Genomic DNA, 23194 nt, shown 5'->3' with positions numbered 1-23194 from the left:
GCCCGATGGACCGGTTCTATTGCGCCGGCCCCGGTCCGTGTTTGGAGAGCCATTCGCGCACGGTTTCGAATTTGTTGGCCAGATGATCTTTCAGGATCTGCGCCAGGGCCTGCGCGTCGCGCTTCTCCAGGGCATGAAGGATCTCTTCGTGCTCTTCCAGGGATTTTTCCCAGCGCGCATCCGACATGTTCGCCAGATAACGGGCGCGGCGCATACGGGCAGCGAGCATCCTGTATTGCTGTGCCAGCGTCTTGTTGCGCGCGGCCTCCAGGATCGCTTCATGAATTTGCTGGTTGGCCTGGAAGTATTCAGGCCGGTTCCGAACCTTGTAATGGGCCGCCATTTCCTGGTGGAGGCCTCGGATACGGTCGATTTCCGCATCGGTGATCCGCTGACAGGCGAGTTCCCCCGACAGAGCTTCCAGGACCCCCATCACGGGAAAGACTTCCTCAAGTTCCTTGAGGGATATTTGCGTCACCCAGGCGCCACGGTTCGGTTCCAGGGAAACCAGGCCTTCCGCGGCAAGCACTTTCAGCGCCTCGCGCATCGGCGTCCGGGAGACGCCGAATGTTTCGCACAAATCCCGCTCCGGCACCTTGTTACCGGCCGCCAGGGATCCGTCCACGATCATTTCATAGAGACGGTCGACTAGTTCGTCATGCAGTGAACGTCGGGAAATCGCCCCGGCTTGGAAAACTACAGACATTTCAACCTTCCAAACCTAGTCATCGAGGGCCATTTCCAACAACCGCGCCACATGAATAGCATCTTTGCCGGACCCGTCAAAAATCTGGTGCCGGCATGAAGTGCCGTCGGCGACAACCACCGTGTCGGGGCCGCTGTCGCGCACGGCAGGCAACAGGGAGAGTTCGGCCATCTTCTTGGAAATGTCCTGTGTCTCCTTTTTGTACCCGAACGATCCCGCCATGCCGCAGCAGCTCGTCTCAATGGTTTCGACCTTCGTATCCGGCAACAATTGCAGGATTCGCTGGATCGAGGATACGACGCCGAAAGCCTTCTGGTGGCAGTGGCCATGCAGCTTCACTGTCGGCGCCGGTGATTTCAGCGGCAGTGAAAGAGCATTCTGGTCCGCGAGATCCGTCAGGTATTCTTCCAGCATCTTGGCTTTCGCCGCGACGGCAGCTGACTTTTCTCCCGGCAGAAGCGCCGGGATTTCGTCCCGCAGGGTAAGTAGGCAGCTGGGCTCAAGGCCGACAATGGGAATACCCTTTTCGGCATAGGGGTAGAGGGCGTCGAGCAGCCTCTGTGCCTCGGCCCGCGCTTCTTCGACCAGGCCGACGGCCAGGAAGGTCCGGCCGCAACATAACGGTCTGCCCCCATCTTTGGGGGCGGCGACCTCCAGACCGATACCGGCCGCTTTCAGAACCTTGGTGGTCGCCCGCAGATTTTCCGGTTCGAAATAGCGATTGAAGGTATCGGCGAATAGGACTGCCTGCACGGTCTCGGGTTTGGCGACTTCATCATTCTCGAACCGGTCGGACCGCCAAGCAGGCAATTTCCGATCCGCGGCGAATCCTGTCGGGCCTTCCATGAGTTTGGCCAGTCCCGGGACGGTGTTTCGCAGATTCGCCAGCCAGGGGAATTTCGACGTCATCGGCGCATAGCGCGGCAGATAACCAACCAGTTTGTCATGCAGCGACAGGCCCTTGGCTTTGGCCCTTGCCGCCAGAACCTCTATCTTCATGCGGGCCATATCGACGCCGGTCGGACATTCGCGTTTGCAGCCCTTGCAGGACACGCAGAGTTTCATAGTTTCGGCCATGTCGTCCGAGGTCATCGCGTCCGGGCCAAGTTGTCCCGACAAGGCGAGGCGCAGGGTGTTGGCCCGACCGCGCGTCAAATCCCTCTCATTCCGCGTTACCCGGAATGACGGGCACATGACGCCGCCCGACAGTTTCCGGCAGGCACCGTTGTTGTTGCACATCTCAATGGCGCCTTGAAAACCACCGGCGCCGCCCGGCCATTCCGACCAATCGAGAGCGGGTGCATGATCGGACTTTCGATAGTCGGGCGGGAACCGGAACAGGGATCGGTCGTCCATCTTCGGCGGATCCACGATTTTTCCCGGATTGAACGTCGTTTCCGGGTCAAACAGCTGTTTCACTTCGCGGAAGGCCTCGACCATTTTGCTGCCGAACATGGGTTCGTGAAACTCGGAGCGGACAATGCCGTCGCCGTGTTCGCCTGAATGCGATCCCTTGTACTCGCGCACCATCTCGAAGGCTTCCTCGGCGATCGCACGCATCGTCTTTGCGCCTTGCTCGGTCTTCATGTTCAAGATCGGGCGAACATGCAGGCAGCCGACGGAGGCATGTGCATACCAGGTTCCGGTCGTCCCGTGCTTGGTGAAGATGTCCGTCAGGCGGGCGGTGTAGTCAGCCAGGTCTTCCAGGGGGACAGCGCAATCCTCGACGAAGGAGACGGGTTTTCCTTCCTCCTTCATCGACATCATTATGTTCAGGCCGGATTTCCGAACCTCCCAGATTGCGGATTGGAAAGCCGGGTCTTCCGCTCGGACCACGCCGCCCCAGCTCTTGCCCGAGCCGGTCCAGGAGAAGCCCAGGTCACCCATCAGGGTTTCCAGTTCCGCCAATTTGCGGAGCGACTCTTCCGGGCTCTCCTCGGCAAATTCCACAAGCAGCAGGGCGTCGGGTTCTCCCTGTATGAACTGGTCCACGGTTGCCCGGAACATCGGGATGTCCTTGGCCAGGTTGATCATGGTCGCATCGACGAGTTCCACCGCTTGGGGCGCCAGTTTCACAAGGTGCTGTGTGGCGTCCATTGCATGATAGAAGCTACCGAAGTGGCAGACGCCCAGCGTCTTGTTGCGGGGCAGGGGGGACAGCTTGAGTTCGATCGCGGTCGAATAGGCCAGCGTGCCTTCCGACCCGACCAGCAGGTGCGAAAGATTGTTCGGCATGTTCATCGGGACGAGGGCGTCGATATTATAGCCGCCGACTCGCCGCATCAGGTTCGGAAAGCGCCGTGAAATTTCCTCGGCATGCTCCGCCCCAAGATTTAACAACTGCTTCGCCAACGGATGATCTACAAGACCATCTTGAACGTCGCTTCGATGAAACGCGCCGAAAGCGGCGGTTTGGCCATCGGCCAGCAAGCCTTCGATCGAATGCACGTTGTCGCGCATCGTACCGTATCGGATGGACCGCGACCCGCAGGAATTGTTGCCGGTCATGCCGCCGATCGTCGCGCGCGACGAGGTGGAAACGTCGACCGGGAACCAGAGGCCATGGGGCTTCAACAACCGGTTCAATTCATCGAGGACAATACCCGGCCTGACCAGGCAGCGTTGCCCCTCTACATCAAGGTCGATCAAGCCGTTGAAGTATTTTGAGTTGTCGATCACCAGCGCATTGTTGACCGTTTGGCCGCATTGCGACGTGCCGCCACCGCGCGCCAGAACCGGGAGACCTTCGTCGCGCGCCGCGGCTATGGCGGCTTGGATGTCCTCGACCGTTTTGGGAACCACCACGCCGAGCGGCATCATCTGGTAAATCGAGGCGTCGGTCGCGTAGCGGCCGCGGCTAAAGGCATCCAGCAGGATGTCACCCGAGATTTCCTTTTTCAGCCTGTTTCCCAAGCCTGTTCCGGCAACGAAACCCATCGGATGTCCTCCCTCAGCGCCGTAATGGCGCGAAAAATCGGCCTTGACGCCGATTTGAATTCATAATTCAATATTAAGAATTTCAAGATTTGGGCGCAACCCAATAAACACAGCGGCCGGCGTCCTGGCGGGCCGTTGAAAAATGAACAGAACTCTCGGGGGAGGACGTTTCAGGACAATGAGGAAAGCAGGCCGGCACTTTCTCCAGATTCCGGGGCCCAGTTCGGTGCCCGATCGTATCCTTCGCGCCATCTCCATGCAGACGATCGACCATCGCGGTCCGGCCTTCGCCGATGTCGGGAAGCGCGCCCTTGAGGGGATGAAATCGATCTTCAAGACGGAATCGCATGTCATCATCTATCCGGCATCCGGAACGGGCGCCTGGGAAGCCGCACTGTCAAATGCGCTGTCGCCCGGCGACAAGGTCTTGATGTTCGAAACCGGACATTTCGCAACGCTTTGGAGCAAGCTCGCGGGCAAACTCGGCCTGAATGCCGAATTGATACCGGGCGATTGGCGCGGCGGCGCCGATCCGGATGCGATCGAAGCACGGCTGAAAGACGATACGGCTCATGAGATCAAGGCCGTTTGCGTCGTTCACAATGAAACATCGACGGGAAGCGTCTCACCGGTTGCGGCGGTGAGAAAAGCAATCGACGCGGCGAACCATCCGGCATTGTTCATGGTCGATACGATTTCCGGCCTGGCGTCGCTGGACTACCGGCATGACGAATGGGGTGTCGACGTTACGGTCTCGGGCTCCCAAAAAGGTCTGATGCTTCCGCCCGGTCTGTCCTTCAATGCAGTGAGCGAGAAGGCCTTGGCCGCCGCGAAGAAGTCCACCATGCCCCGGTCTTACTGGAGTTGGGACGAGATGGTCGGACCCAACGCAAGCGGTTACTTCCCGTATACGCCGGGAACGAACCTGCTGTACGGGCTGAACGAAGCAATCGACATGCTGCATGAAGAAGGGCTCGATAACGTCTTTGCCCGGCACAAACGCCATGGCGCGGCGACGCGCGCTGCCGTCCGGGCCTGGGGATTGGAAGTCCTTTGTGCGCAGCAAGGGCAGGAAAGCGGCGTCCTCACGGCCGTCCTGATGCCGGAGGGGCATAGCGCCGACGCCTTCCGAGCCACAACGTTGGAAAACTACGACCTGTCCCTCGGCAACGGTTTGTCGAAGGTCGCGGACAAGGTGTTCCGCATCGGACATCTCGGTGACTTCAACGACCTGATGCTGATGGCCACCTTGTCCGGTGTGGAAATGGGCCTGCGCAAGGCTGGCGTGCCTCACGAGGCGGGCGGTGCGCAAGTGGCGATGGACATACTTTCAGAAAATCAAGAGCAGCCTACAGCTGCCGCAGCTCAATAGCTAAACAACGCAAAAGAACTAGGGAGGATTATTATGAAAGTCAGATCTTTTCTGATCGGGGCCGGTGCCCTGGTGGCGATGGCCGGTGCCGCCAACGCCGCGGACCTCACGCTGAAATTCGGCCATGTCGGCAAACCCGGCTCGTTGTTCGAAGCCAGCGTCAATGCCTTCGCCTCCTGCGCGAACGGTAAACTCGGCGATGCCGCGGAAGTGCAAACCTTCGGGTCTTCACAGCTCGGCAAGGACAAGGAACTGCTTCAGAAGTTGAAGCTCGGCCAGATCACCTTCTCGCTGCCGTCCTCCGTTATGTCCTCGGTCGCGGATGAGTTCGGCGTCTTCGAGATGCCCTACATCATCAAGGACCGCGACCATATGCGTCGTGTCCAGAAGGAATTGATGCCGACCTTCCAGGCCGCGGTGCAGAAGAAGGGATACAAGATCATCGGACTGTTCGAGAATGGTTTCCGCCATATCACGAACAACGTTCGCCCGATCAACAAGCCGGAAGACCTGTCCGGCATCAAGCTGCGGACGCCCAAAGGCGCCTGGCGCGTGAAAATGTTCCAGCTGTACGGCGCGAATCCGACACCGATGGCATTCTCCGAAGTGTTCACCGCGTTGCAGACGAAGGTGATCGACGGACAGGAAAATCCCTACGCACAGATTGCTTCCGCCAAGTTCCAGGAAGTGCAGAAGTATCTGTCCATCACCGGTCACGTGTATACCCCGGCCTATGTCCTGGTCGCGGAAAAGCACTACAACAAGCTTCCGGAGAATGTCCGGACGGCCTTGGAAGAGTGCGGGTCCACGACGCAGGATTACGTCTATGACCATGCAGCGAAGCTTGAGAAAGAGCTGCTGGACGTGATCAAGGCCGCCGGCGTTGAAGTGAACAATGCGGATAACGACGCGTTCATCGCGGCCTCCAAGCCGATCTATGACGAGTTCGCCAGTTCCGTCGAAGGCGGGCAGGAACTGATCGACACCGTGCAGCGGCTCGCGGCGGGTTCGTAAGCCAGTGTTGCGAGGCCGAAGCCAAGTGCTTCGGCCTCTTTTTCTTTCCTCAATGCTCAATCGTCGTTGACCTAATGCGCGTTCTCGGACGTGCCAGGGAGGAGTGCGGGCATGACTGCCGCATCAAGATCGCTTGAAAGACTATTGGAATGGATTGTCATCGTTTTGATGATCCTCCTGACGGCCGTCGTGATCGTGGCCGTTCTGTTCCGTATTTCCGGGAATTCCTTGTCCTGGTACGACGAAGTGGCTGCAATTCAACTGTCTTGGATTACCTATTACGGGGCGGCGCTGGCGGCGTTGAAACGCCGTCACATCGGCCTGGATAGTGTTCTCCTGTCTATCCCCATGCCCTTCAGAATGGGCGGGGTCATTTTGGCGGAGGCTGTCGTCATCGGCTTTTTCCTCCTGCTGGCCTGGACCGGCTGGGAGGTGTTGGTGGTGTTGGAGGGCGAAATGCTGGTTTCGCTGACCTGGGTTCCGATCCAGCTTACACAATCCGTCATTCCGATCGGTGCCCTACTGTTCGTGATATGCGAATTGCTCAGCCTGCCGGAATACTGGCGGATGACGGCGAATGGTTTGTCCTATGAACACGCGGAGATCGAAGAAGAGGTCGAGCGCGAAATGGCCAATGCGGAGGCGCGCTGACCGATGATCATTCTGCTGATTTTCCTCGCCCTGGTGGCGATGATTTCCCTGAACGTGCCGATCGCGGTCGCCCTGGCGGTCTCGGCGATCATCGGCCTGGTCGCGAACGAAGGGCTGGACAGCCTCGTGACCGTCGCGCTGGACATGTATGACGGATCCACCAAGTTCTCGCTGATCGCGATCCCGATGTTCGTGCTGGCCGGTGCGATCATGAATGCTGGCGGCGTCACGGACCGCCTGATCAATTTCGTCTCCGCCCTGATCGGCTTCGTCCGCGGCGGATTGGCCATGGTGAATATCGGCGTGTCGCTGTTCTTCGCGGAGATATCAGGGTCGGCGGTCGCCGATGTTGCGGCCCTGGGCTCGGTCCTGATCCCACAAATGAAGAAACGCGGATACAGCGGGCCGCTTGCGGCAGCCGTGACGTCTTCTTCGGCATCGCTGGCGATCATCATTCCGCCGTCGATTCCGATGATCCTCTATGCGACCTCTTCGAATACGTCGGTAGAGCAGCTGTTCGTCGCCGGTGTGATACCCGGTTTGATGGGAGCGGCGGGGCTGATGTTCGTCGCCTACCTTTTCGCGCGGCGCTACAACCTGCCGGTCGAAGATGCGTTCAACCTGAAGCGTCTTGGCAGTACCTTCATGGATGCCCTGCCGTCCTTTTCGCTTCCCGTGATTATTCTGGGCGGCATTTTCGGCGGTTTCGTGACGGCGACGGAAGCAGCCGGTCTGGCCGTGATCGCGGCGTTTCTGGTTGGCCTTTGGTACCGCGAAATGGATTTCAAGCATCTGCGACGGGCGATGCTCGATGGTGGCATGCAGACGGCCGTCGTGATGGTTCTGGTCGCGGCTTCCGTGGTGATGGGCGGTTTCCTGACCCGGGCGCAACTGCCGCAGGAACTGGCCGCGGGTATTTTGGAGATCACCTCCAACAAATGGCTGATCCTGCTGATCCTGAATTTCTTCTTTCTTGTGATCGGTTTCTTTCTGCATTCAGCCGCGGCGATCATTCTTGTGGTTCCGATCGTGATCCCGCTGATACAGGCCGCCGGCATCGATCCTGTGCATTTCGGCCTGGTGGTGACGCTGAATCTGGCCATTGGGCAGCAGACACCGCCGGTCGCAAGCGTGTTGATCACGTCCTGCGCGGTTGCCAGGGCCAATATCTGGGCGGTGTCGAAGGTCAATGTCTATTTCGTGGCCGTTCTTCTCGCCGTCCTGCTGATTTGCACCTATGTTCCGTCCATTCCGCTTTTCCTTGTTGAGGCTTTCTACAGATGACAATCAAACTTGATACCGCCCGATCCATGATCGATTCCATTCTCAGTGATGCGCGCGCCAAGGATATGCCGCCGATGACGGCCTGCGTGGTCGATGCGGCAGGCGATATCGTCGCGATGAGCCGGGAGGACGGCGCCAGCCCGCTGCGCCCGAAAATCGCGCATGGTAAAGCCAACGGCGCGATCGCGATGGGTATCGGGTCGCGCGCCTTGTTCGAGCGCGCGCAGCAGCAGCCCTATTTCATCCAGGCGATGAATGCCTTGTCCGACGGGGCGCTGGTTCCCGTACCGGGCGGTGTGCTGGTGAAACAGGACGGCCGTATTATCGGTGCGGTCGGGATCACCGGCGCTTCCTCCGACGATGACGAGGCGCTCGCTGTCGCGGCGATCGAAAAAGCGGGCCTGCAGGCCGACTGCGGCTAGATCGATTCCCGGTTGATCGGTATTCCGGCGCGCTACGTCGCACTGGACTTCTCATGCCCCGCATGACATGCACCTGCGGACGTAGCGACGCCGTGCCGGCCTGCACCATGTCAAATGGTGCGGGCGTGCCGGCGGGAATATCATCTTCAGGCGCAATCGGGGAAAAGTGAGGATGCAGAAGAAAGTATTGGTGACCGGGGCCGACGGCTTCATCGGGTCGCATATGGTGGAGCACTTGGTTCGCCGCGGCGCCGATGTCCGTGCCTTTTGCTGCTATAACTCCTTCAACAGCTGGGGCTGGCTCGACAGATGCGCTGAGGATATCCGCGGCCGGTTCGAAGTCGTTTCCGGCGATATTCGCGACCCCAACGGGGTGCGCGCGGCCGTGGACGGCTGCGACACCGTCTATCATCTGGCGGCACTGATTGCGATCCCGTTCAGCTACAACTCCCCCGACTCCTATGTCAGCACCAACGTGGTCGGCACCTTGAACATCCTTCAGGCGGCGCGGGACCTCGGGGTTCGACGTGTGCTGCATACCTCCACGAGCGAGGTTTACGGCTCGGCGCAATATGTCCCGATCGACGAATTGCATCCGGTGGTCGGACAATCGCCATATTCGGCGACCAAGATCGCCGCCGACCAGTTGGCGATCTCTTTCCATCGTTCGTTTGAACTGCCGGTCGTCATTGTGCGGCCTTTCAACACCTACGGACCGCGGCAGTCGGCGCGCGCGGTGATCCCGACCGTGATCACCCAGCTGCTGTCCGGAAGCCAGAAGATCCGGCTCGGGTTGAGTTCGCCGACGCGCGATTTCTCTTATGTCGGTGATACGGTCGAGGGCTTCATCGCCCTTTCCGATTGCGACAAGGCGATTGGCGAAGTGGTCAACCTCGGCAGCGGTTTCGAGGTCTCGATTGGAGATACGGTCAGCCTGATCGCCGAGGTCATCGGGGTCGATCCCGTCGTCGAAACGGATGATGCGCGACTGCGGCCGGAGGCCAGCGAGGTGCAGCGGTTGTGGTCCTGCATGGACAAAATGCAAGGCCTGACCGGATGGCAGCCGGAATACGGCGGGCGTGAAGGTTTCAAGAAAGGCTTGGAAAAGACAATCGAATGGTTTTCCGACCCTGAGAACCGGGCCTCCTACAAATCGGACGTCTACAACGTGTAAGCGGCGGCGTTCCGCAGGATCTGCGCGTCTTGTGAAGGCTGGCCGTCACGCCGTCGGACTGGACAAAGCACGTGCCGGAACGCCGGCGACATTGGCGCCGGCCTCAACGTCGCGTGTGACGACGGCCCCGGCTGCCACCACGGCACGATCGCCGATGCGAACGCCCGGTATCAGCGTGGCGCCGGCGCCGATCAGGACGGCACGGCCAATGTCCACACCGCCGCAGACCGTGCTTCCCGGGGCTAAATGACATCCTGCACCGATCCGGCTGTCGTGATCCACGCTGCTGCCTGTGTTGATGACTGTTGCGTCCCCTATCTCGCAATCGGGCTGGATGACGGCACCGGCCATAATCTGGACGCCATCACCCAGCGCGACACCGTGCGCAACGTGGCTGGCAGGATGCTGAACGGCAGGAAAGCGATAACCCGCGTCGGACAGGTCTGCATACAAGGCCAGTCTTCGTTCATTGGCACCCAAACCAAGCGCCAGATCGACAGAATCCGGCGACGTGCCCGCCCTGAAATCATGGTCAGGGCCGATATGGGGAATGGTCGACATCAGGCCCGTTAGGGCGGTATCGGCAGGCCCGACCCATCCGCGAACGGAACAGCCACGAGATCGCAGCAGAGAGAGCAGTACCTTGGCGTGGCCGCCGCCGCCCAAAATCACGAAATCGCGGGACGACGTTCCATCTTCCATGGGCGTTTCCCTCTTTATTGGTCCCGTGTGCGGCCCATGCCGCATCGCCTTACATGTTTCTTACAATAACCTCGCCGCGATGGGAATTCGCGACGAACAGTCTGCCGCCTAAGACTTGCGCGTCATAGGGGCGGTCCAAACCAAGGTCGTCTTCAATTCCCATCAGGTTACCGTCGATATCGAACCATTGCAGTCGGTTATTGCCCCAATCGGTAACGACGAAACGCGAGTCCGCGGCGATGCCGATGGCGACAGGGGCATGAAAACCGCCGGGCCGATCGCTCTCCCCAAAGGATACTTCCTGCCGACGCCAGCCATTCTTTCCATCGCCGAGCGCGCCGCGCCATTCGCCGTCGACGGTGAAGCGTTGCAGACGGTGATTCCATGTGTCGGCTACTACCAGATGACCGTCGGGAAGCACCCGACACATATGAGGACGATCGAACTGACCCGGGCCGGCCCCGGCGGGATGTTTCAGGGTAGGGGAGAAGCCTTTCTTGCCGCCGCCGATTGCGCCGATGAAGTCACCCTTTGACCCATACAGCGCGACCGAATGCGCCCCGTATTCGGTCAGGAGTATCCGGCCCTGGCCGTCCGGTTGCCCGGTGGCGGGGCCAATCAGGCGCGGGTTCTTCGCCTCACTTCCGACCCCGTTGGCAGACCCACCGCCGGTGACCCGGCCGGCCGTGCCGGTTGCCGGAAAGATGTGCAGGCCCGGCGAGTAGTAGGTGACGACATAATGGGTGCCATCCTCGGCGACGATGATGGAATGTGGGCCGTTGAATCGCTTTGTGGGCCATTTCTTTTGCTGGCGCTCTGCTTGACCGTGTTCCACTGGCTGGGGCGCGGACCAACCTTCATCCGTCGTCAGCCATTCAAAGGTCGAAAAATCACCCGGCAATCGGCAGATGCCGTGGACGTCCATATCGGCCACAAGGATTCGGCCTTCGGCATTCTGTCCCAAGCCGAACGGACGGCCGAAGCCACTAAGGACCGTTAGGCCGTTTGTCCGTATCGAGCGGCAGATCGCCGGGCCGTCGGGCCGATCAATCAAACGCCGAACATCCGGTTGATAAGACGCATCGTCTCAAGGCTTTGGTCGATGCTGACCGCGGCGCTTTCCTGCCCCCGAACACGGGCGACGACGGCTTCGGCCTGCCTGAAGAAGCCCGGCTTGAAGTCGACATCGATCCGGTCCCGCAGGCGTTCCTGTCGTGTCCGTTCGCCGGCATTTTGGAATGCGGCGTCCTCAAGCGGTTGCATCAGCCAGCGCCGTGCCGGCGTGCTGACCGCCGCGGCCCATGGGCCCGGTCCCTTCCACAATCCTTCGTACAGGGCGCAGTCGCCGCTGTCGAAAGTGATATAGACCAGCACCACCTCGGTCTGTTCGCCCATCCAAGGCTTGATCGGATTGACGTCGACGACCCGGCCACGGCAGATCGCTCTGATCAAATCAATCACGTGGATCGAGTTGGCATACATGAAGCGCTCGACAACCTCTTCCGGGTGGTTGTAGCGGCGCGCTTCCTCGTAGCTCTGCTGGTCCTGAATTCTGACATACCGGGCCTCGTCCCGCGTATCGATATCGGCCAGTACGGTCGCGACCGAAGAATAGAAACGGCGATTGAAGCCCACCATCACCGGCTTGCTGTGCGCCTTTGCGGCTGCGGCGATGTCTTCAGCATCGGCCAAATCGTAACCCGCCGGTTTTTCGAGAAGAACAGCCCAGTCATGGGAGAAGCAGTCCTTGGCCACTTTGTTGGCGGCCAATTCTGGAACGGCGACGACTACAAGGTCCGCAGCCGTCTTGTCCTTCAATTCGCTGATGCTGTCGGCGACGATCGCGATGTCATGGCTTTGCGCGAGTTCCTCCGCGCGCGAGCGTGTGCGGCTATGGATTCCGCAGACCTCGACGTCCGGCAACGCCGAGAACGCCCGTATATGCTCGTTCGCCATTCCACCGGCGCCAACAATTGCGACTCGTACCATCAGATCACACCCCGTGCTTATCAAAATTCATCTACTCGTTCTCGGAATCGACTTCATCCGTGAGTAGTCCTCGATCAAGCCTTCGATACGGTCTCCCGCTTTGCCGTCCAGTCTGCCCCAGCGCGGCGCATCGATGGCGATTTTTCCATGCAGTTTGGCGACGCCCTCAGAACCGGGGCGGGTTTCCTGCAGCAAGGTTTCGAACGCGTCCATATCCCTGACATGTGCGACGCCGTCTACACTTTCGAAATCATCATAATGATAGCAGAAAACGTCATAGTTGATCGTTGGCTTCGCGCAAGCGATCGCCCATCTGATCGTCGCAGAGGCGAAGGCGACATAAAGGTCGCAGAGACCCACCAACCGCGCCGTGTCGATCAAAGTGAGTTTCGCGCCCGACTCGGCGAGAATTTCGCCCATCCGGTAATAGTTCGGATGCGGCCGTACGATAATTTCGTAGTCATCCTGAACAAGGCGCAGCGCTTCGCCAAGTCTGCGGCAGAAAGCTTCCATATCCTCGAATTCGAAGGCCGGTGAATTGTGCGATTGATCCGGGCATCCACCCACGAGAAGGATCGGCTTCGAACTATCGATCTCAAGTTCTTCTCGCAGCAACTCGAGTTCTCGTTCACGGTTGAGCGTGAACTTCGCGAGATAGTCGTCGTAGAACGCACCCACGACTTTCAACTTGCTCTCCGGTATGCCCGATTGCCGGTAATAGTCCCACATCGCCTCGTTCTCGACGGCGATGATGTTCGCAAATCCGGAATTCATCATCCACGGATCGGGCGGTTGGATTCGTTGAATGACATGCGCAAGTATGTGCGGGGCGGGAAGGCGCACAAGTTTCGTTCCGTCCTGTTTCATCACCCAACGCGGGAAGAAAATGCCCATGACCCTGTTGGGGAAGAAGGCATATTGATAGTTGGGGAGTGACTGTAGGCTTCGGAATGCTTCCTGCTGGTTGGCGATGGTGTAGGGGAGAATGACCGAAGCGATGTTTCTTTCATGCCCTGCCTTAATGACGATGGGGGTCACCGCGCCTACCACATCCTCCGGCAGTACGATGACGTCCGGCTTGAACTGATCAAGGACCTTCCGGACATCTGTCAGATTGCTGGAGTAAAGTTTCAAAGAGTAATGGACACGGGCACAGACCCTCACCAGCCGAAAGAACAAGGCGATGGGATAGTAGATCTTCTTTTTTAGCTTGTTGGCTTCGGTGCGGACATAAACATAAGGGTCCCGGAGAAACTTCGGTAATCTCTGGTGAAAGTGAACGGTTTCCGTTGCCCCGGCATCGGATCCGGACGGCCCGATCTCGTTGACGATTTCTATGTCGGCAAGGACGCCGTCGGCATGAAGCTTTCTGATATCTGCGACGACCGCGGCTTCCGCTGTGATGTCACCAATGCAGAAATAGAGCAGTTGTGCCGCGTAGCCGCGCTTGTGCAGTTCGATCGCGCAGCGCCGCATTTCGGTAAAATCTGACGGCCGTTGAGCGACAGCCAGAACCCTTCCGCGTGGGGCGGCGTCTTGAGGGGTGTCAATCATGGCGCGTGATCCGTTGCAACAAGGCTTCGATCGGTTCCACCCCGGCGCTATACGCCAGATAGGCGTTATCACGGCTCGTTTGGCCCCACTCGTCCAGGAAAGCCAAACCGGATGGTCCGCTCAACCGCTCTGCCAAAGCATCTGCATCTTCCGTTTCGAAGAACACCGACGACAGTTCGGGCATGCCGAAAATTCCCACAAAGCCTTGCGCGGCGGGCCCACCGCGCAGTGATACGACCGGCAGGCCGAGGCCGAGTGCCTCCATCATGGCCAGGGACGAATAGCCGGCGACAATGTCCGCATTCATCATTTCCTCGAATGCGTCATTCCCTTCCGGCACCAAGGTGCAGAGATCCGGATAGGTGTCGAACAGGGCCCGATAGGCATCCGCATGCAGGCGCTCATCGGGATGCAGCTTTATGCGGAGGCGAACGTCATGCGTGTTTCGACGCCGCAAACCTTCCAGGAAAGTCCCCCAGAAGTCCAAAGCGGCCGAACGGACATATTGCTGTGTCGGATAAAAAACCGTCATCGGCGCGTCCGGGGATTTCGGAGCACGTTCCTTCATCAACTGGCGATAGGAGGATATGACGGCGTTTTCGGCTTCCATCACTTCGCCGTCCCGCCAATAGCCGGCGTCGAGAAGTTGCTGTTTCCAAAGTCGACCGAAAACCACGACGGAGTCCGGAACCGGCATTGACGAAGCGATCTCACGATGAACGGATGTCCAGGAATATTCCGGTTCCTGATTGCAGAACATGCCGTGCTGGACCTCGATCACCGGTATTTCCAACTCACGTGCCGCGGCCACTTCGGGGGTCTTGCCGTCCGGGTCGAGAACGATGAGATGGCGGCAATCGCGCCGCCGAAGCAGCAGACGCGTGAAGACGCGGCGGCACTCAAACCGGGCCAGTTCGTCGACAATAACAGCCTCGAGGATGGCTGCCGGGACCTCCGGGATCGCTTTTTCGATCGGTGGCAGTACCTGTTTTGCTAGGCGTTTCACCTTGGCCGACTTCCGGACAAATCGTGCCAAGACGGCCATCACCGCCCCGACGCCGAAGAAATCCAGATCCATTCGTTCCACGGTACTTTGACGGCCGGTTTCAACGCCGAACGCGTAATAGAGAATGGGTCCGTTCTGCTTCAGTGACTGCAAATCGCCGAGGAAGGGGTCGATTGCCTCGGCTGTCGGAACCTGGACGAGGCGAGGTTTGTAAAGGACCGCAGTGGTGCACCGTCCGACCCCGGTCAGGGCGCGCATTACCTGATGAAGTCCGTAGTACAATCTATCGACACTGGCCGACAGAGTACTGCTGCGGCGGTCCTCATGCCATTGATTGCGGCAAAGCAGCCATAAGCGTTCCTTAACGATCGGCCACACAAGCCATCGGCCCAACCGGGCTTCGGTCAGTACCGGAACGGTGTCCATGCGAACAAATCGTTCGTTTATGTCGTCATGCGCAAGCATCGAACGGTTCAACTGCCCACGGGAAGTCGAGAGCGGATTTCGTCCAGTATTCTTTCCGGCACGTTGACGGGGTTATGCAGACGTTGTGCATTCTGCCAATAGCGTTCTTTCTCCGCCATCTTGTGGGCCCGGTCGAGTTCGTCCTTCAGCTTTTTCACGTCGTGGACCGGTTTGGCGAGAGATGCCTTCAGGTAGGGAAGTTCTTTCAATCGTACCATTTTCCGAAAATAAGCGACGATTTCTTCGTCAAACAGCAAGGAGAGTGGCGTTATCAGCGGTTTCGAGGAGAAATAGTTGAGATAGGCGGCGTCGTAGGTGCAGTTCGAAAAAGCGCTGCATACGACGTCGCAGGTCAACAGGGCGTGCTCCACATCCGGCCCGTCCGCAACGATGTAACGTAGCCCGCATTTCTCGAACATGGCTTGTGTCCATTGGGCTTCCTTATGGGATTCCCGTGGATGCGGCCTATAGAGCGCAATGCAGGGGGAGGGCTGATTGCCGACGGCATCAAGCCAAGCGTATAGCGTGTGCTTGTACCCTGCGAGATTGTGAAGCGCTTGCCCGAAGAAGCCCAATACCGTGCTGTCGGGCGGAATACCGATACGTTCCCGCTCTGCCAGACGAATGGCGTCGCAATCCAGTGCCTTGTAGGCGGCATGATAGGGCGAGCCTACGGAGATCGCCTCAACGCCGTGGCGCTCCTTGCTGATCTTTACCGCTTCCTCATCAAGCGCAAAATAGAGATCGGCCGAGTGGCCCAACACCATGTTTGCTTCACCCCAAAAGTCCTGCATGACGAAGCGCGGGCCGCCGAACGCGGCGGTCAGGGCTTCGTCGATACCAGCGTCGAACGGTGTCGACAGGCCGCAAAGGATCGCATCGGGGCGATATTGTGACAGCACGTCGCGGGCGGTTTGAAGAAGGGTTTCGGCTTCCTCGCTATCCGCGCTCTTGCAGCTGATATTGTCCAGTTTGTCCGTTTGTATGCCAGCTGCCGCAAAGTAACGGGCGGCAGGGTCCTGCGTTACGATTGACACCGATACATCGGGATGGCTCCGCGCGGTGCGCGCGACCGCGATGAGATGCTTGGCGGCGGCGGCATCCCGGGCGCTGATCAATAATTTGAAGCTCATGATTATCGGTCCGTGGCGTGCCAGCCAATTTCAGCGAGCGTCTCCGCCCGGTTACGCGCAGCCACCTCAAGTTGAAAAAATTTCTGCCATTCGGAGGCCGGCGGAGAATGCCCGTCCTGTTCGGCATCGGCAAGCACGCAAAGCGAACGCAGGGCAAGTGCCCGGAGATGGGCGACAAGATCGAATCTAATGGGACGTTGGCCGCCATACCCCGCGAGGAGCGCTCTTCCTGCCTCGATGGCGCTCTTTGCGTCCTCATGCTGGACGAGCACGTGGCGTTCCAGGACCAGAGCCAGTTCGAAGGCCGGCGGCAGCACGGAATGGACGACGTCTTCGAAATCGATGAAGAACAGGTCGTCGCCCGTCCACAATACGTTGCCGGCGTTGAGATCGCCGTGCAGCGGTTGGCGGTCCTCATGTTCGCGATTGAAGTCGATCGTCGCATCGGCCGCGATCGCGGCAGCACGCTCAGGGTCCGGTCCGGCCCGCATGTCCCCTGACGCGAGTTTCGCCCGAATTTCAGACAGGCGGGAGAGGCGATGTTGGGTTCTGTTTTCCCATTCCGGCCTTTGCGGGTGGCGCGCCAAAGCTGAATGAAGGTCCGACAAACGCTTGCCGAAGCGCTGCATTGCTTCGGGGGTGGCCTGTAGGGGACGAGCCTTCACAAAGGTGGAAGCACTGACCATCGAACCACTCGCCAATCTCTTGGGGAAACCGGCGACGGGGACCGGGACGGCGGCTACGCCCTGTTCGGCAAGCCATGCCGCCAGCGTTTCCGATTCTTCTGCATCCGCCGCCCATTTGGCGGCGACGATACGGACAAACAGCGGTTCTCCGGATTTTGCGTCGAAGCGATAGAGTTTCTGATGGTCGCTATCGCTCGCCATCTCCGTCACGGTGCCCTCTTGACCCACGGCCGAAATCACGGTTGCCGCGTCTTCTTCCGTTACCGGTAGGAAGGACGGTACTGGCGGGTGAAGGCTGAGCCAGGTTGGCGACTTAGTCATCAATTCGCTGGATGTCGGACCAGGTGATGGGGCGGCCGACCGTCACGGTATTCACCACGCGCCAGCCGTTGACCAGATCCCAATGCTCCACCGGGACACCTTCGCATGGCCACGCGAAACGCACTGTTTGAAGATTGATACCGTCACCGGGCGCCAGATTTCGGGCTGCGACCAGACAGGCGCGCTGTGACGTTCCGATCACCCCTTCGATCTGTTTGCTGCGGTCCCGGTGAGCCATGCCCATCGCCAGCCAGCAGTCGTGGACGGATTGCAGCACCCGCGTCAGGTCGGCCATGTCCATCGTGTGCGAAATATCGATATCCAGGTCATCCGGCGCGACATGGACGCCTTTCTCAATCAGTTCTGCGCCAAGCGCTACCGCCATATAGATCATTTCCAGGCCGGTATGATGGTCGGAAAGACCCACCGGGCAGCCGAACGCTTGCTTGTAGGTCTGCATGATCCTGAGATTGTGTGCCTTCGGCAGCGCGGGATGGCCGTCCGGACTATGTTCCACGACAACCGCGGCACCGCTTGCGCGCGCGGTCGTCACGGCGCGCTCGACCTCGGCCAAGGAGGCGCGGCCCGTGTCAATCAGAAGCGGCAGGTTCCGATCCGCGCAGAGCTTTGCGCAATGACGGATCAGCGGGATATGCACGATGTTCCCCGACGCAATCTTCAGTGCGGATACACCCTGTTCGGCCGCGAAATCGGCGCCTTCAAAATCGTAGACGGACGTGATGAACGGTGTCCCGGCATCCCGACAGATTTCGAACAGGATTGCATAATGCGGCAGCGGCAAGACCTTTCTCTCGATGAGCGAACGGTAATTCTCCTGCGCCACGTCCCCGGCCTTCGAAGCATAGGTCTCCATCGTCGGTCCGGGAAGACAGACGTCTGGGTCGTGTAGAATCTCGGTCTTCAGGACCATTGGCTGATCGGGAACGTCACGTCCGCAGGCGATGATCCGTTCGATCATCTCTTTCGCCAATTGCAGGTCCTGACCGAAGAAACCGCCGATTTCAGCCAGAAATACCGGTGGATTGATACGATCGAGGGGGAAACCACCAAGTGTAATGGTTTCATCCTGTAAATGGCCCTGACTCTCTTTGCTCATATCGGATGTGGTCTTTATTTTTACCGGTCTTGATGGCGTCGAACCGTTTCACAATATCCGCGCCAGGATTGCCGCCCAGGATACCCCTAGCCAGCGTGTTCATACCCTAAACCGACTCGGCTAGGAGGATAGATAGAATCCGGCGCACATTAAGCTGTTGTCGCGCCTGCGAGGCCAGAATGCGGCGTCGAGAGTAAAGACAGGAAAAGGGCGGGTACGGCAAGTTGTTGGATGTGGCCAAAGTCTAAGGCTCATTCGCTGTTGCATCCGCCCCGCATGATGGCGAGAAATGATGATGAAATCCGGGCATGTGCCCGAGACAGGGCCGGGTTTGCTTGAAGTTTGGAAGGCAAAAGGTATCTTCTCGGCATTTTTAGCGCACCTTCACGAAGGCTCTGCAAATGATCACCAATGCGCCAACGCTGGATGATATTACCGTATCGGGCGGCGGCGACCTCCGAGAGATTGCGGCCTGTTTGCGGAAATACGGTGCCGCGGTTCTGCCTGGGTATATAGAACCCGATCAGTTGACCCGCTTGAGTGCCGAATGGGACAAACTGAGGGCGGCGAGAAATGACGGAAACCCCGCCATCCGACGCGTCGGCGGAGATGTCGCCGACTATGCCGCATTGGACCGTACCGCCGGCACCAAGGCCGATTTTCCGGCGATCGAGGCCGTATTCGACAATGATCGGGTCAGATCGCTCGTCCGGGAGGTCGTTGGCTTCCCCTGCATGTTGAACTCCGAAATCTATGCCACATACGATGTCGGCGCGGACCGAGCGATTGCGGATGCGCATTTCGACAAGACCTGGAACCTGAAGTTCATGGTGTATCTGGAAGACATCATGGAGTCGGGGAAGGGGGCCTTTGGCGTCCATCCGGGATCGATGGGAGAGGCGCGGAGGCGGTTCCGCGAGTGGTTCGACGGCATTTGCCGGGACGGCGCGGTTGATGTCGGGACCGATGAATTCTATTCCATGCCCAATGAGAGGCTTCCGAATAACCTGGCGCCCTTCGTAGAGATACTGGCGCCACGCGGGAGCCTGATCATTTTCAACACGGATGTCTACCATAGCGGCAGTTATCTGAACGCCGGGTGTGAGAGACGCATTCTTCGGGCCCATACCTACCCTGGTGAAAGGTTGCTGGGGATAGGGGACAAGATGCCCCGCAACTCACGCCACTATGAACGCGGCGAGAAGTGGGAAAAGACCGGCAAGGGGTTCTCTCGGTTTTCCAAGGAAGGCCTTGGTGAATGGGGTGAAAAAATGCGTTTGCGTCGGCTGTCGGCGCAGGCGTCGATAAAGTCGAAGGGAGTGGCATTGATGAATTTCATTAGGCGCTGCCTTTACATTCCCAGACGGGTTGTTGCTCGGCTAGTACGCAGATAATCGGGATAGGCGGCGGTTTTTCATCGTGACTTCAAAGAAAAATACGATCATATCGAATCTCTCCGATGTCTTTTCGGATGACGTGGATCATTCGGAAAGCCATGTCGGCAGCAGACTGCGGCAGATGATAAGGTCGGCGGAGAGGAGTGTGACACCTCCCTTCCCGAAACAAGTGCAGATCGAAACGACAAATATCTGCAACCACAGCTGCGCCTTCTGCGCCTATACGCTGATGGAACGCCCGAAACGGCATATCGATCGCGCCTTGTTCGAGCGTATCGTCCGGGAAACCTATGACCTTGGAGCCCGCGAAGTTGGTCTATTCGCCGGGGCTGAACCGCTGACCTGCCGCTGGCTGGACGAGTATATCGCTTTCTGCCGGGAAACAGGGTTCGAGTACATTTACATCTCCACGAACGGCGCGCTCGGAGACACCGAGAAGTTCCGCAAGATCGTCGATGCAGGCCTATCGTCTATCAAGTTTTCAGTGAATGGCGGCGACCGGGAGACCTATCGCGATGTGCACGGACGGGATGACTTCGACAAGGTCATAGAGAATATCCGTTTCTTGAGCCGCTACCGGCAGGAGAATGACATCAAACTGTGGTTGGGGGTCTCATTTGTCGGCATGCCGCACACCGACGGTACCTTCCAGAATTTGGTCGACCTGATCGGAGACGATGTGGACGAAGTTCTGTACTATGAAGCGTCGAACCAGTCAGGACAGATGCCGAACCTGCCCGATCCGCCTTACCGCGATTGCCATCTTCCCTTCAACAAAGCGCATTTCAGCTTGGAAGGGTATATCAAGGTCTGCTGCAACGACTATGAAAACATACTGGCGGTCGAAGACATCAAGGAAATCGCCATAGCCGAGGCCTGGCACAGTGAGCGCTTTCAGAATATTCGGCAGTTGCATCTGGACGATACGCTGGACGGCACTTTGTGCGGCAGTTGCATCCGTTCCTGTAAAACACCTGCGCGCCCCTTGAACGAAGCCTTGATGCCCCAGCAAACGCGGAAACGGGACCGTTCGTGACAAAAGCGCTTCTGTTCACGGGGGAAAGCGGACAGTTCAGATACTATCGCGAAGTTATCGCGCGCTTAAAACATGAAGGCGTGCAGGTCGCTCTGTGCTGCGACCGCGGCGATCCCGGGATACGGGAATTAATGGCGGATGCCAGTCGAGAACTGGAAGTGCCGTTCTACTACCACGACGGCGATTCCGAGTTGCCGATGATGACCCGGCAGGAAAAACTGTACGAAAAGCTGTTCTTTTTCAGGCTGCGTTTTTTGACCAGGTTTCGGAAATGTATCGGACATCTGCCGCGTGCCGCGTTGTTCCACATGATACGGTTTCATCGCTATCGCTTGTCCGCGGCAAAGAAGATCATCAGGGAAAGCGGCGCCGATATCATCGTCGTGCCGGAGGATGGCATCGGGGGCAATTATTGGGCTGTTGAAGCGGCGGCCCGTCTGGGGGTACCGAGCGCAGTTCTACCCTTTGGCATGGGGGACTCGTCTTCCCTGATCTACAAGGGGATTGAAGAGAAATTCTCCGATGGCAGTCTGTGCCTCGCCGATTCCGAAGAAGGCGCGGTTATCAAGGAAATCTGGCCTCAATGGGTTAACGATACGGCATACGGCGAGGCATTGTTTCTGCCCCCGGCCTTCGTTGCCGGGATGGAACTGACCGGCATTTCATTGCCGCAGCCCTGGGTGATGCATGGCGGAAATGCCAGTGCGATCTTGGTGGAAGGGACCGAGATGCAGTCGCGGTATCGCAAGGAAGGCGTCAGGGAAGGCAAGATGGTTTTGGCCGGATCGGTCTACACGGATATTCTGCACGATGGGTTGATGCGGTTCTCCGGTGACGATCGGGTGATCCGCGAGTTCCGGCGTCATGCGCCGGATAATCTGCGGGTCCTGGTTTGCGTCCCGCCCAATGAAAGCAGCCATTGGCGGCAGCAGTCGGAATTCGAGCATATCAGCGACTATTGCACGCGTTTACGCCATTTCGCCGAGGAACTGGGAAACGTCACGCTCGATTTCTCTCTGCATCCCCGAACATTGCCGCAAGACATAGAAATTCTTGAGAGAAACGGGATTCGGGGTTTGCCTGATTCCGCGATAAAACTGATCCCCGCATACGATGTCGTCATTACTTCTTTGTCGAGCGTTTCGCGGTGGGCGTTGGTTTGCGCAAGGCCGGTAATTGATTTTGATATGTTCGGGTTCAAGAAAATCGATTTCCCGGATGTCGCCGGTTTTCTGTATTGTTTGCGTTTCGGTGAGGTTCTTGCGCAATTGAAGCGCTTGCATGATGACGATCAATACTACACAGAGTGTTCGCGCGGCTGTCTTCCGATCATGCAGGGGTTTGAACCCGTGGACGGTAAGGCGGTCCGGAATATCGCAAGGCGGCTAGAGCAAATCGTCGCCGGAACGGCAAACGACGTTTCGCAATCACAGGCACTGGATACGGCTGGCTCAAAATGACCGATTTACCGAAAGCGGGACGAATAGCGGACGATGCGATCTACCTTGACGCACCGCCCCCGAGAGAGCCGAAAAGGCTGTTCGTCAAGATGCGTGAACGGGTTGAGCAGACGGTTGGAGAAGAGCCGTTTCGTTTGATGGATGTCGGTTGTGCGGCCGGGGAGTTCTTTAACTATATCCGGCCGCTGCTTCCGTCGGGTGAATGGTTCGGCGTCGATATTTCACCGAATTTGGTTGAAGCAACGAGACGACGGTTTCCTGACGTCACTGTTTTCCAGGGTGACGTTTCCCGTCCCAAGAACATGCCGGACTGTGAGGTCGACATCGTCACAATGTCCGGGGTCCTGAACTGTCTGGACGATCCCAAACCGGCACTGGACAATCTACTGGACGCTGTCCGGCCCGGCGGCCGCGTCATCGTTTGGGATATGTTCAATCGGCATCCGGTCGACGTTTTGATGCGGCACCGGCGCGTCGAGGCGGACGGTGAGACCTGGGAGACGGGCTGGAACAACTTTTCCATCGCGGGGATCGAACGCTACCTGAAAGACCATCCGCAAGTGGCTGGCTTTGAGTTCGAACCGTTCGACCTTGGCATGCAATTGGCCAAGACGGACGACCCCATGCGCACCTGGACGATCGATTGCGACGGCAATCCGTACCAGCTTGTAAACGGCGCTGGCCAGCTCGTTTGCCAGTACTTTCTTACCATCGACAAAGCCTCGGCCTAAGCCGGGTCACCCTGTCCCGGTAGTTCCGCAAATCAGC

20 protein-coding genes are annotated in these 23194 nt (G+C 58.5%); 10 read left to right on the top strand and 10 right to left on the bottom strand.

From position 1 onward, the window contains the following. Positions 1-16 precede the first annotated feature (16 nt). Both ACQK2G_RS13045 and ACQK2G_RS13040 read right to left on the bottom strand, forming a co-directional pair. The gene (locus ACQK2G_RS13045; RefSeq protein ID WP_425405471.1) at positions 17-706 is read right to left on the bottom strand and encodes a GntR family transcriptional regulator; all 690 of its coding nucleotides are present in this window, start codon (positions 704-706) and stop codon (positions 17-19) included. 15 nt (positions 707-721) lie between these two features. After that, positions 722-3643, bottom strand: coding sequence for an FAD-binding and (Fe-S)-binding domain-containing protein (locus ACQK2G_RS13040; protein ID WP_425405470.1), 2922 nt, complete (start codon positions 3641-3643; stop codon positions 722-724). A gap of 226 nt (positions 3644-3869) precedes the next feature. Between ACQK2G_RS13040 and ACQK2G_RS13035 the strand changes: the two genes are divergently transcribed. From ACQK2G_RS13035 to ACQK2G_RS13010, 6 genes are all read left to right on the top strand, one after another. Next, positions 3870-5015 carry a pyridoxal-phosphate-dependent aminotransferase family protein gene (locus tag ACQK2G_RS13035; protein ID WP_425405469.1) on the top strand — a complete coding sequence of 382 codons (1146 nt, stop codon included), beginning with the start codon at positions 3870-3872 and terminating at the stop codon, positions 5013-5015. 33 nt (positions 5016-5048) lie between these two features. Beyond that, complete coding sequence (locus ACQK2G_RS13030) at positions 5049-6029, top strand: TRAP transporter substrate-binding protein (protein WP_425405468.1); 981 nt, start codon at positions 5049-5051, stop codon at positions 6027-6029. Between the two features lie 111 nt (positions 6030-6140). After that, a complete protein-coding gene (locus ACQK2G_RS13025) occupies positions 6141-6680 on the top strand; it encodes a TRAP transporter small permease (RefSeq protein ID WP_425405467.1) in 540 nt (179 codons plus the stop codon). Positions 6681-6683: 3 nt separating this feature from the next. Further along, a complete protein-coding gene (locus ACQK2G_RS13020) occupies positions 6684-7964 on the top strand; it encodes a TRAP transporter large permease (RefSeq protein WP_425405466.1) in 1281 nt (426 codons plus the stop codon). Continuing rightward, on the top strand, positions 7961-8386 hold the full coding sequence (locus ACQK2G_RS13015) for a GlcG/HbpS family heme-binding protein (RefSeq protein WP_425405465.1): 426 nt from the start codon (positions 7961-7963) through the stop codon (positions 8384-8386). The genes ACQK2G_RS13020 and ACQK2G_RS13015 overlap by 4 nt, the downstream gene beginning before the upstream one ends. A gap of 172 nt (positions 8387-8558) precedes the next feature. Next, the gene (locus ACQK2G_RS13010; RefSeq protein ID WP_425405464.1) at positions 8559-9560 is read left to right on the top strand and encodes an NAD-dependent 4,6-dehydratase LegB; all 1002 of its coding nucleotides are present in this window, start codon (positions 8559-8561) and stop codon (positions 9558-9560) included. Positions 9561-9605: 45 nt separating this feature from the next. Here the strand turns inward: ACQK2G_RS13010 and ACQK2G_RS13005 are convergent, their stop codons facing one another. The 8 genes from ACQK2G_RS13005 to ACQK2G_RS12970 form a co-directional block, all read right to left on the bottom strand. Next, entirely contained in the window at positions 9606-10262 is a 657-nt protein-coding gene (locus tag ACQK2G_RS13005) for an acetyltransferase (protein ID WP_425405463.1), read from the bottom strand. Positions 10263-10311: 49 nt separating this feature from the next. Further along, on the bottom strand, positions 10312-11187 hold the full coding sequence (locus ACQK2G_RS13000; RefSeq protein WP_425407642.1) for a hypothetical protein: 876 nt from the start codon (positions 11185-11187) through the stop codon (positions 10312-10314). A gap of 125 nt (positions 11188-11312) precedes the next feature. Further along, positions 11313-12251 (bottom strand): Gfo/Idh/MocA family protein, encoded by a 939-nt coding sequence (locus ACQK2G_RS12995; RefSeq protein ID WP_425405462.1) that lies wholly within the window; start codon positions 12249-12251, stop codon positions 11313-11315. Positions 12252-12278: 27 nt separating this feature from the next. After that, complete coding sequence (locus tag ACQK2G_RS12990; RefSeq protein ID WP_425405461.1) at positions 12279-13805, bottom strand: hypothetical protein; 1527 nt, start codon at positions 13803-13805, stop codon at positions 12279-12281. Next, positions 13798-15237, bottom strand: a complete 1440-nt coding sequence (locus tag ACQK2G_RS12985) for a hypothetical protein (RefSeq protein WP_425405460.1) — start codon at positions 15235-15237, stop codon at positions 13798-13800. Before ACQK2G_RS12985 ends, ACQK2G_RS12990 begins: the two co-directional genes overlap by 8 nt. A 47-nt stretch (positions 15238-15284) precedes the next feature. Then, a complete protein-coding gene (locus ACQK2G_RS12980; protein WP_425405459.1) occupies positions 15285-16409 on the bottom strand; it encodes a hypothetical protein in 1125 nt (374 codons plus the stop codon). Positions 16410-16411: 2 nt separating this feature from the next. After that, positions 16412-17416 (bottom strand): phosphotransferase enzyme family protein, encoded by a 1005-nt coding sequence (locus ACQK2G_RS12975; protein WP_425405458.1) that lies wholly within the window; start codon positions 17414-17416, stop codon positions 16412-16414. Further along, entirely contained in the window at positions 17409-18533 is a 1125-nt protein-coding gene (locus ACQK2G_RS12970) for an N-acetylneuraminate synthase family protein (protein WP_425405457.1), read from the bottom strand. Before ACQK2G_RS12970 ends, ACQK2G_RS12975 begins: the two co-directional genes overlap by 8 nt. A gap of 401 nt (positions 18534-18934) precedes the next feature. On the opposite strand from ACQK2G_RS12970, the gene ACQK2G_RS12965 reads away from it, so the two are divergent. The 4 genes from ACQK2G_RS12965 to ACQK2G_RS12950 are packed head-to-tail and all read left to right on the top strand — an operon-like array spanning position 18935 to position 23157. Next, positions 18935-19927: a phytanoyl-CoA dioxygenase family protein gene (locus tag ACQK2G_RS12965; protein ID WP_425405456.1), complete on the top strand. Its 993-nt coding sequence runs from the start codon at positions 18935-18937 to the stop codon at positions 19925-19927. A gap of 25 nt (positions 19928-19952) precedes the next feature. Beyond that, entirely contained in the window at positions 19953-20966 is a 1014-nt protein-coding gene (locus ACQK2G_RS12960; protein WP_425405455.1) for a radical SAM/SPASM domain-containing protein, read from the top strand. Then, positions 20963-22426, top strand: coding sequence for a hypothetical protein (locus tag ACQK2G_RS12955; protein ID WP_425405454.1), 1464 nt, complete (start codon positions 20963-20965; stop codon positions 22424-22426). Before ACQK2G_RS12960 ends, ACQK2G_RS12955 begins: the two co-directional genes overlap by 4 nt. After that, on the top strand, positions 22423-23157 hold the full coding sequence (locus ACQK2G_RS12950) for a class I SAM-dependent methyltransferase (RefSeq protein ID WP_425405453.1): 735 nt from the start codon (positions 22423-22425) through the stop codon (positions 23155-23157). The genes ACQK2G_RS12955 and ACQK2G_RS12950 overlap by 4 nt, the downstream gene beginning before the upstream one ends. Positions 23158-23194 lie beyond the last annotated feature (37 nt).

It is taken from the genome of Hwanghaeella sp., assembly GCF_965227365.1.
Classification (GTDB): domain Bacteria; phylum Pseudomonadota; class Alphaproteobacteria; order UBA8366; family Aestuariispiraceae; genus Hwanghaeella.
Note: the sequence above shows the minus strand (reverse complement) of the source record. Positions and strands in the feature narration are given on the sequence as shown.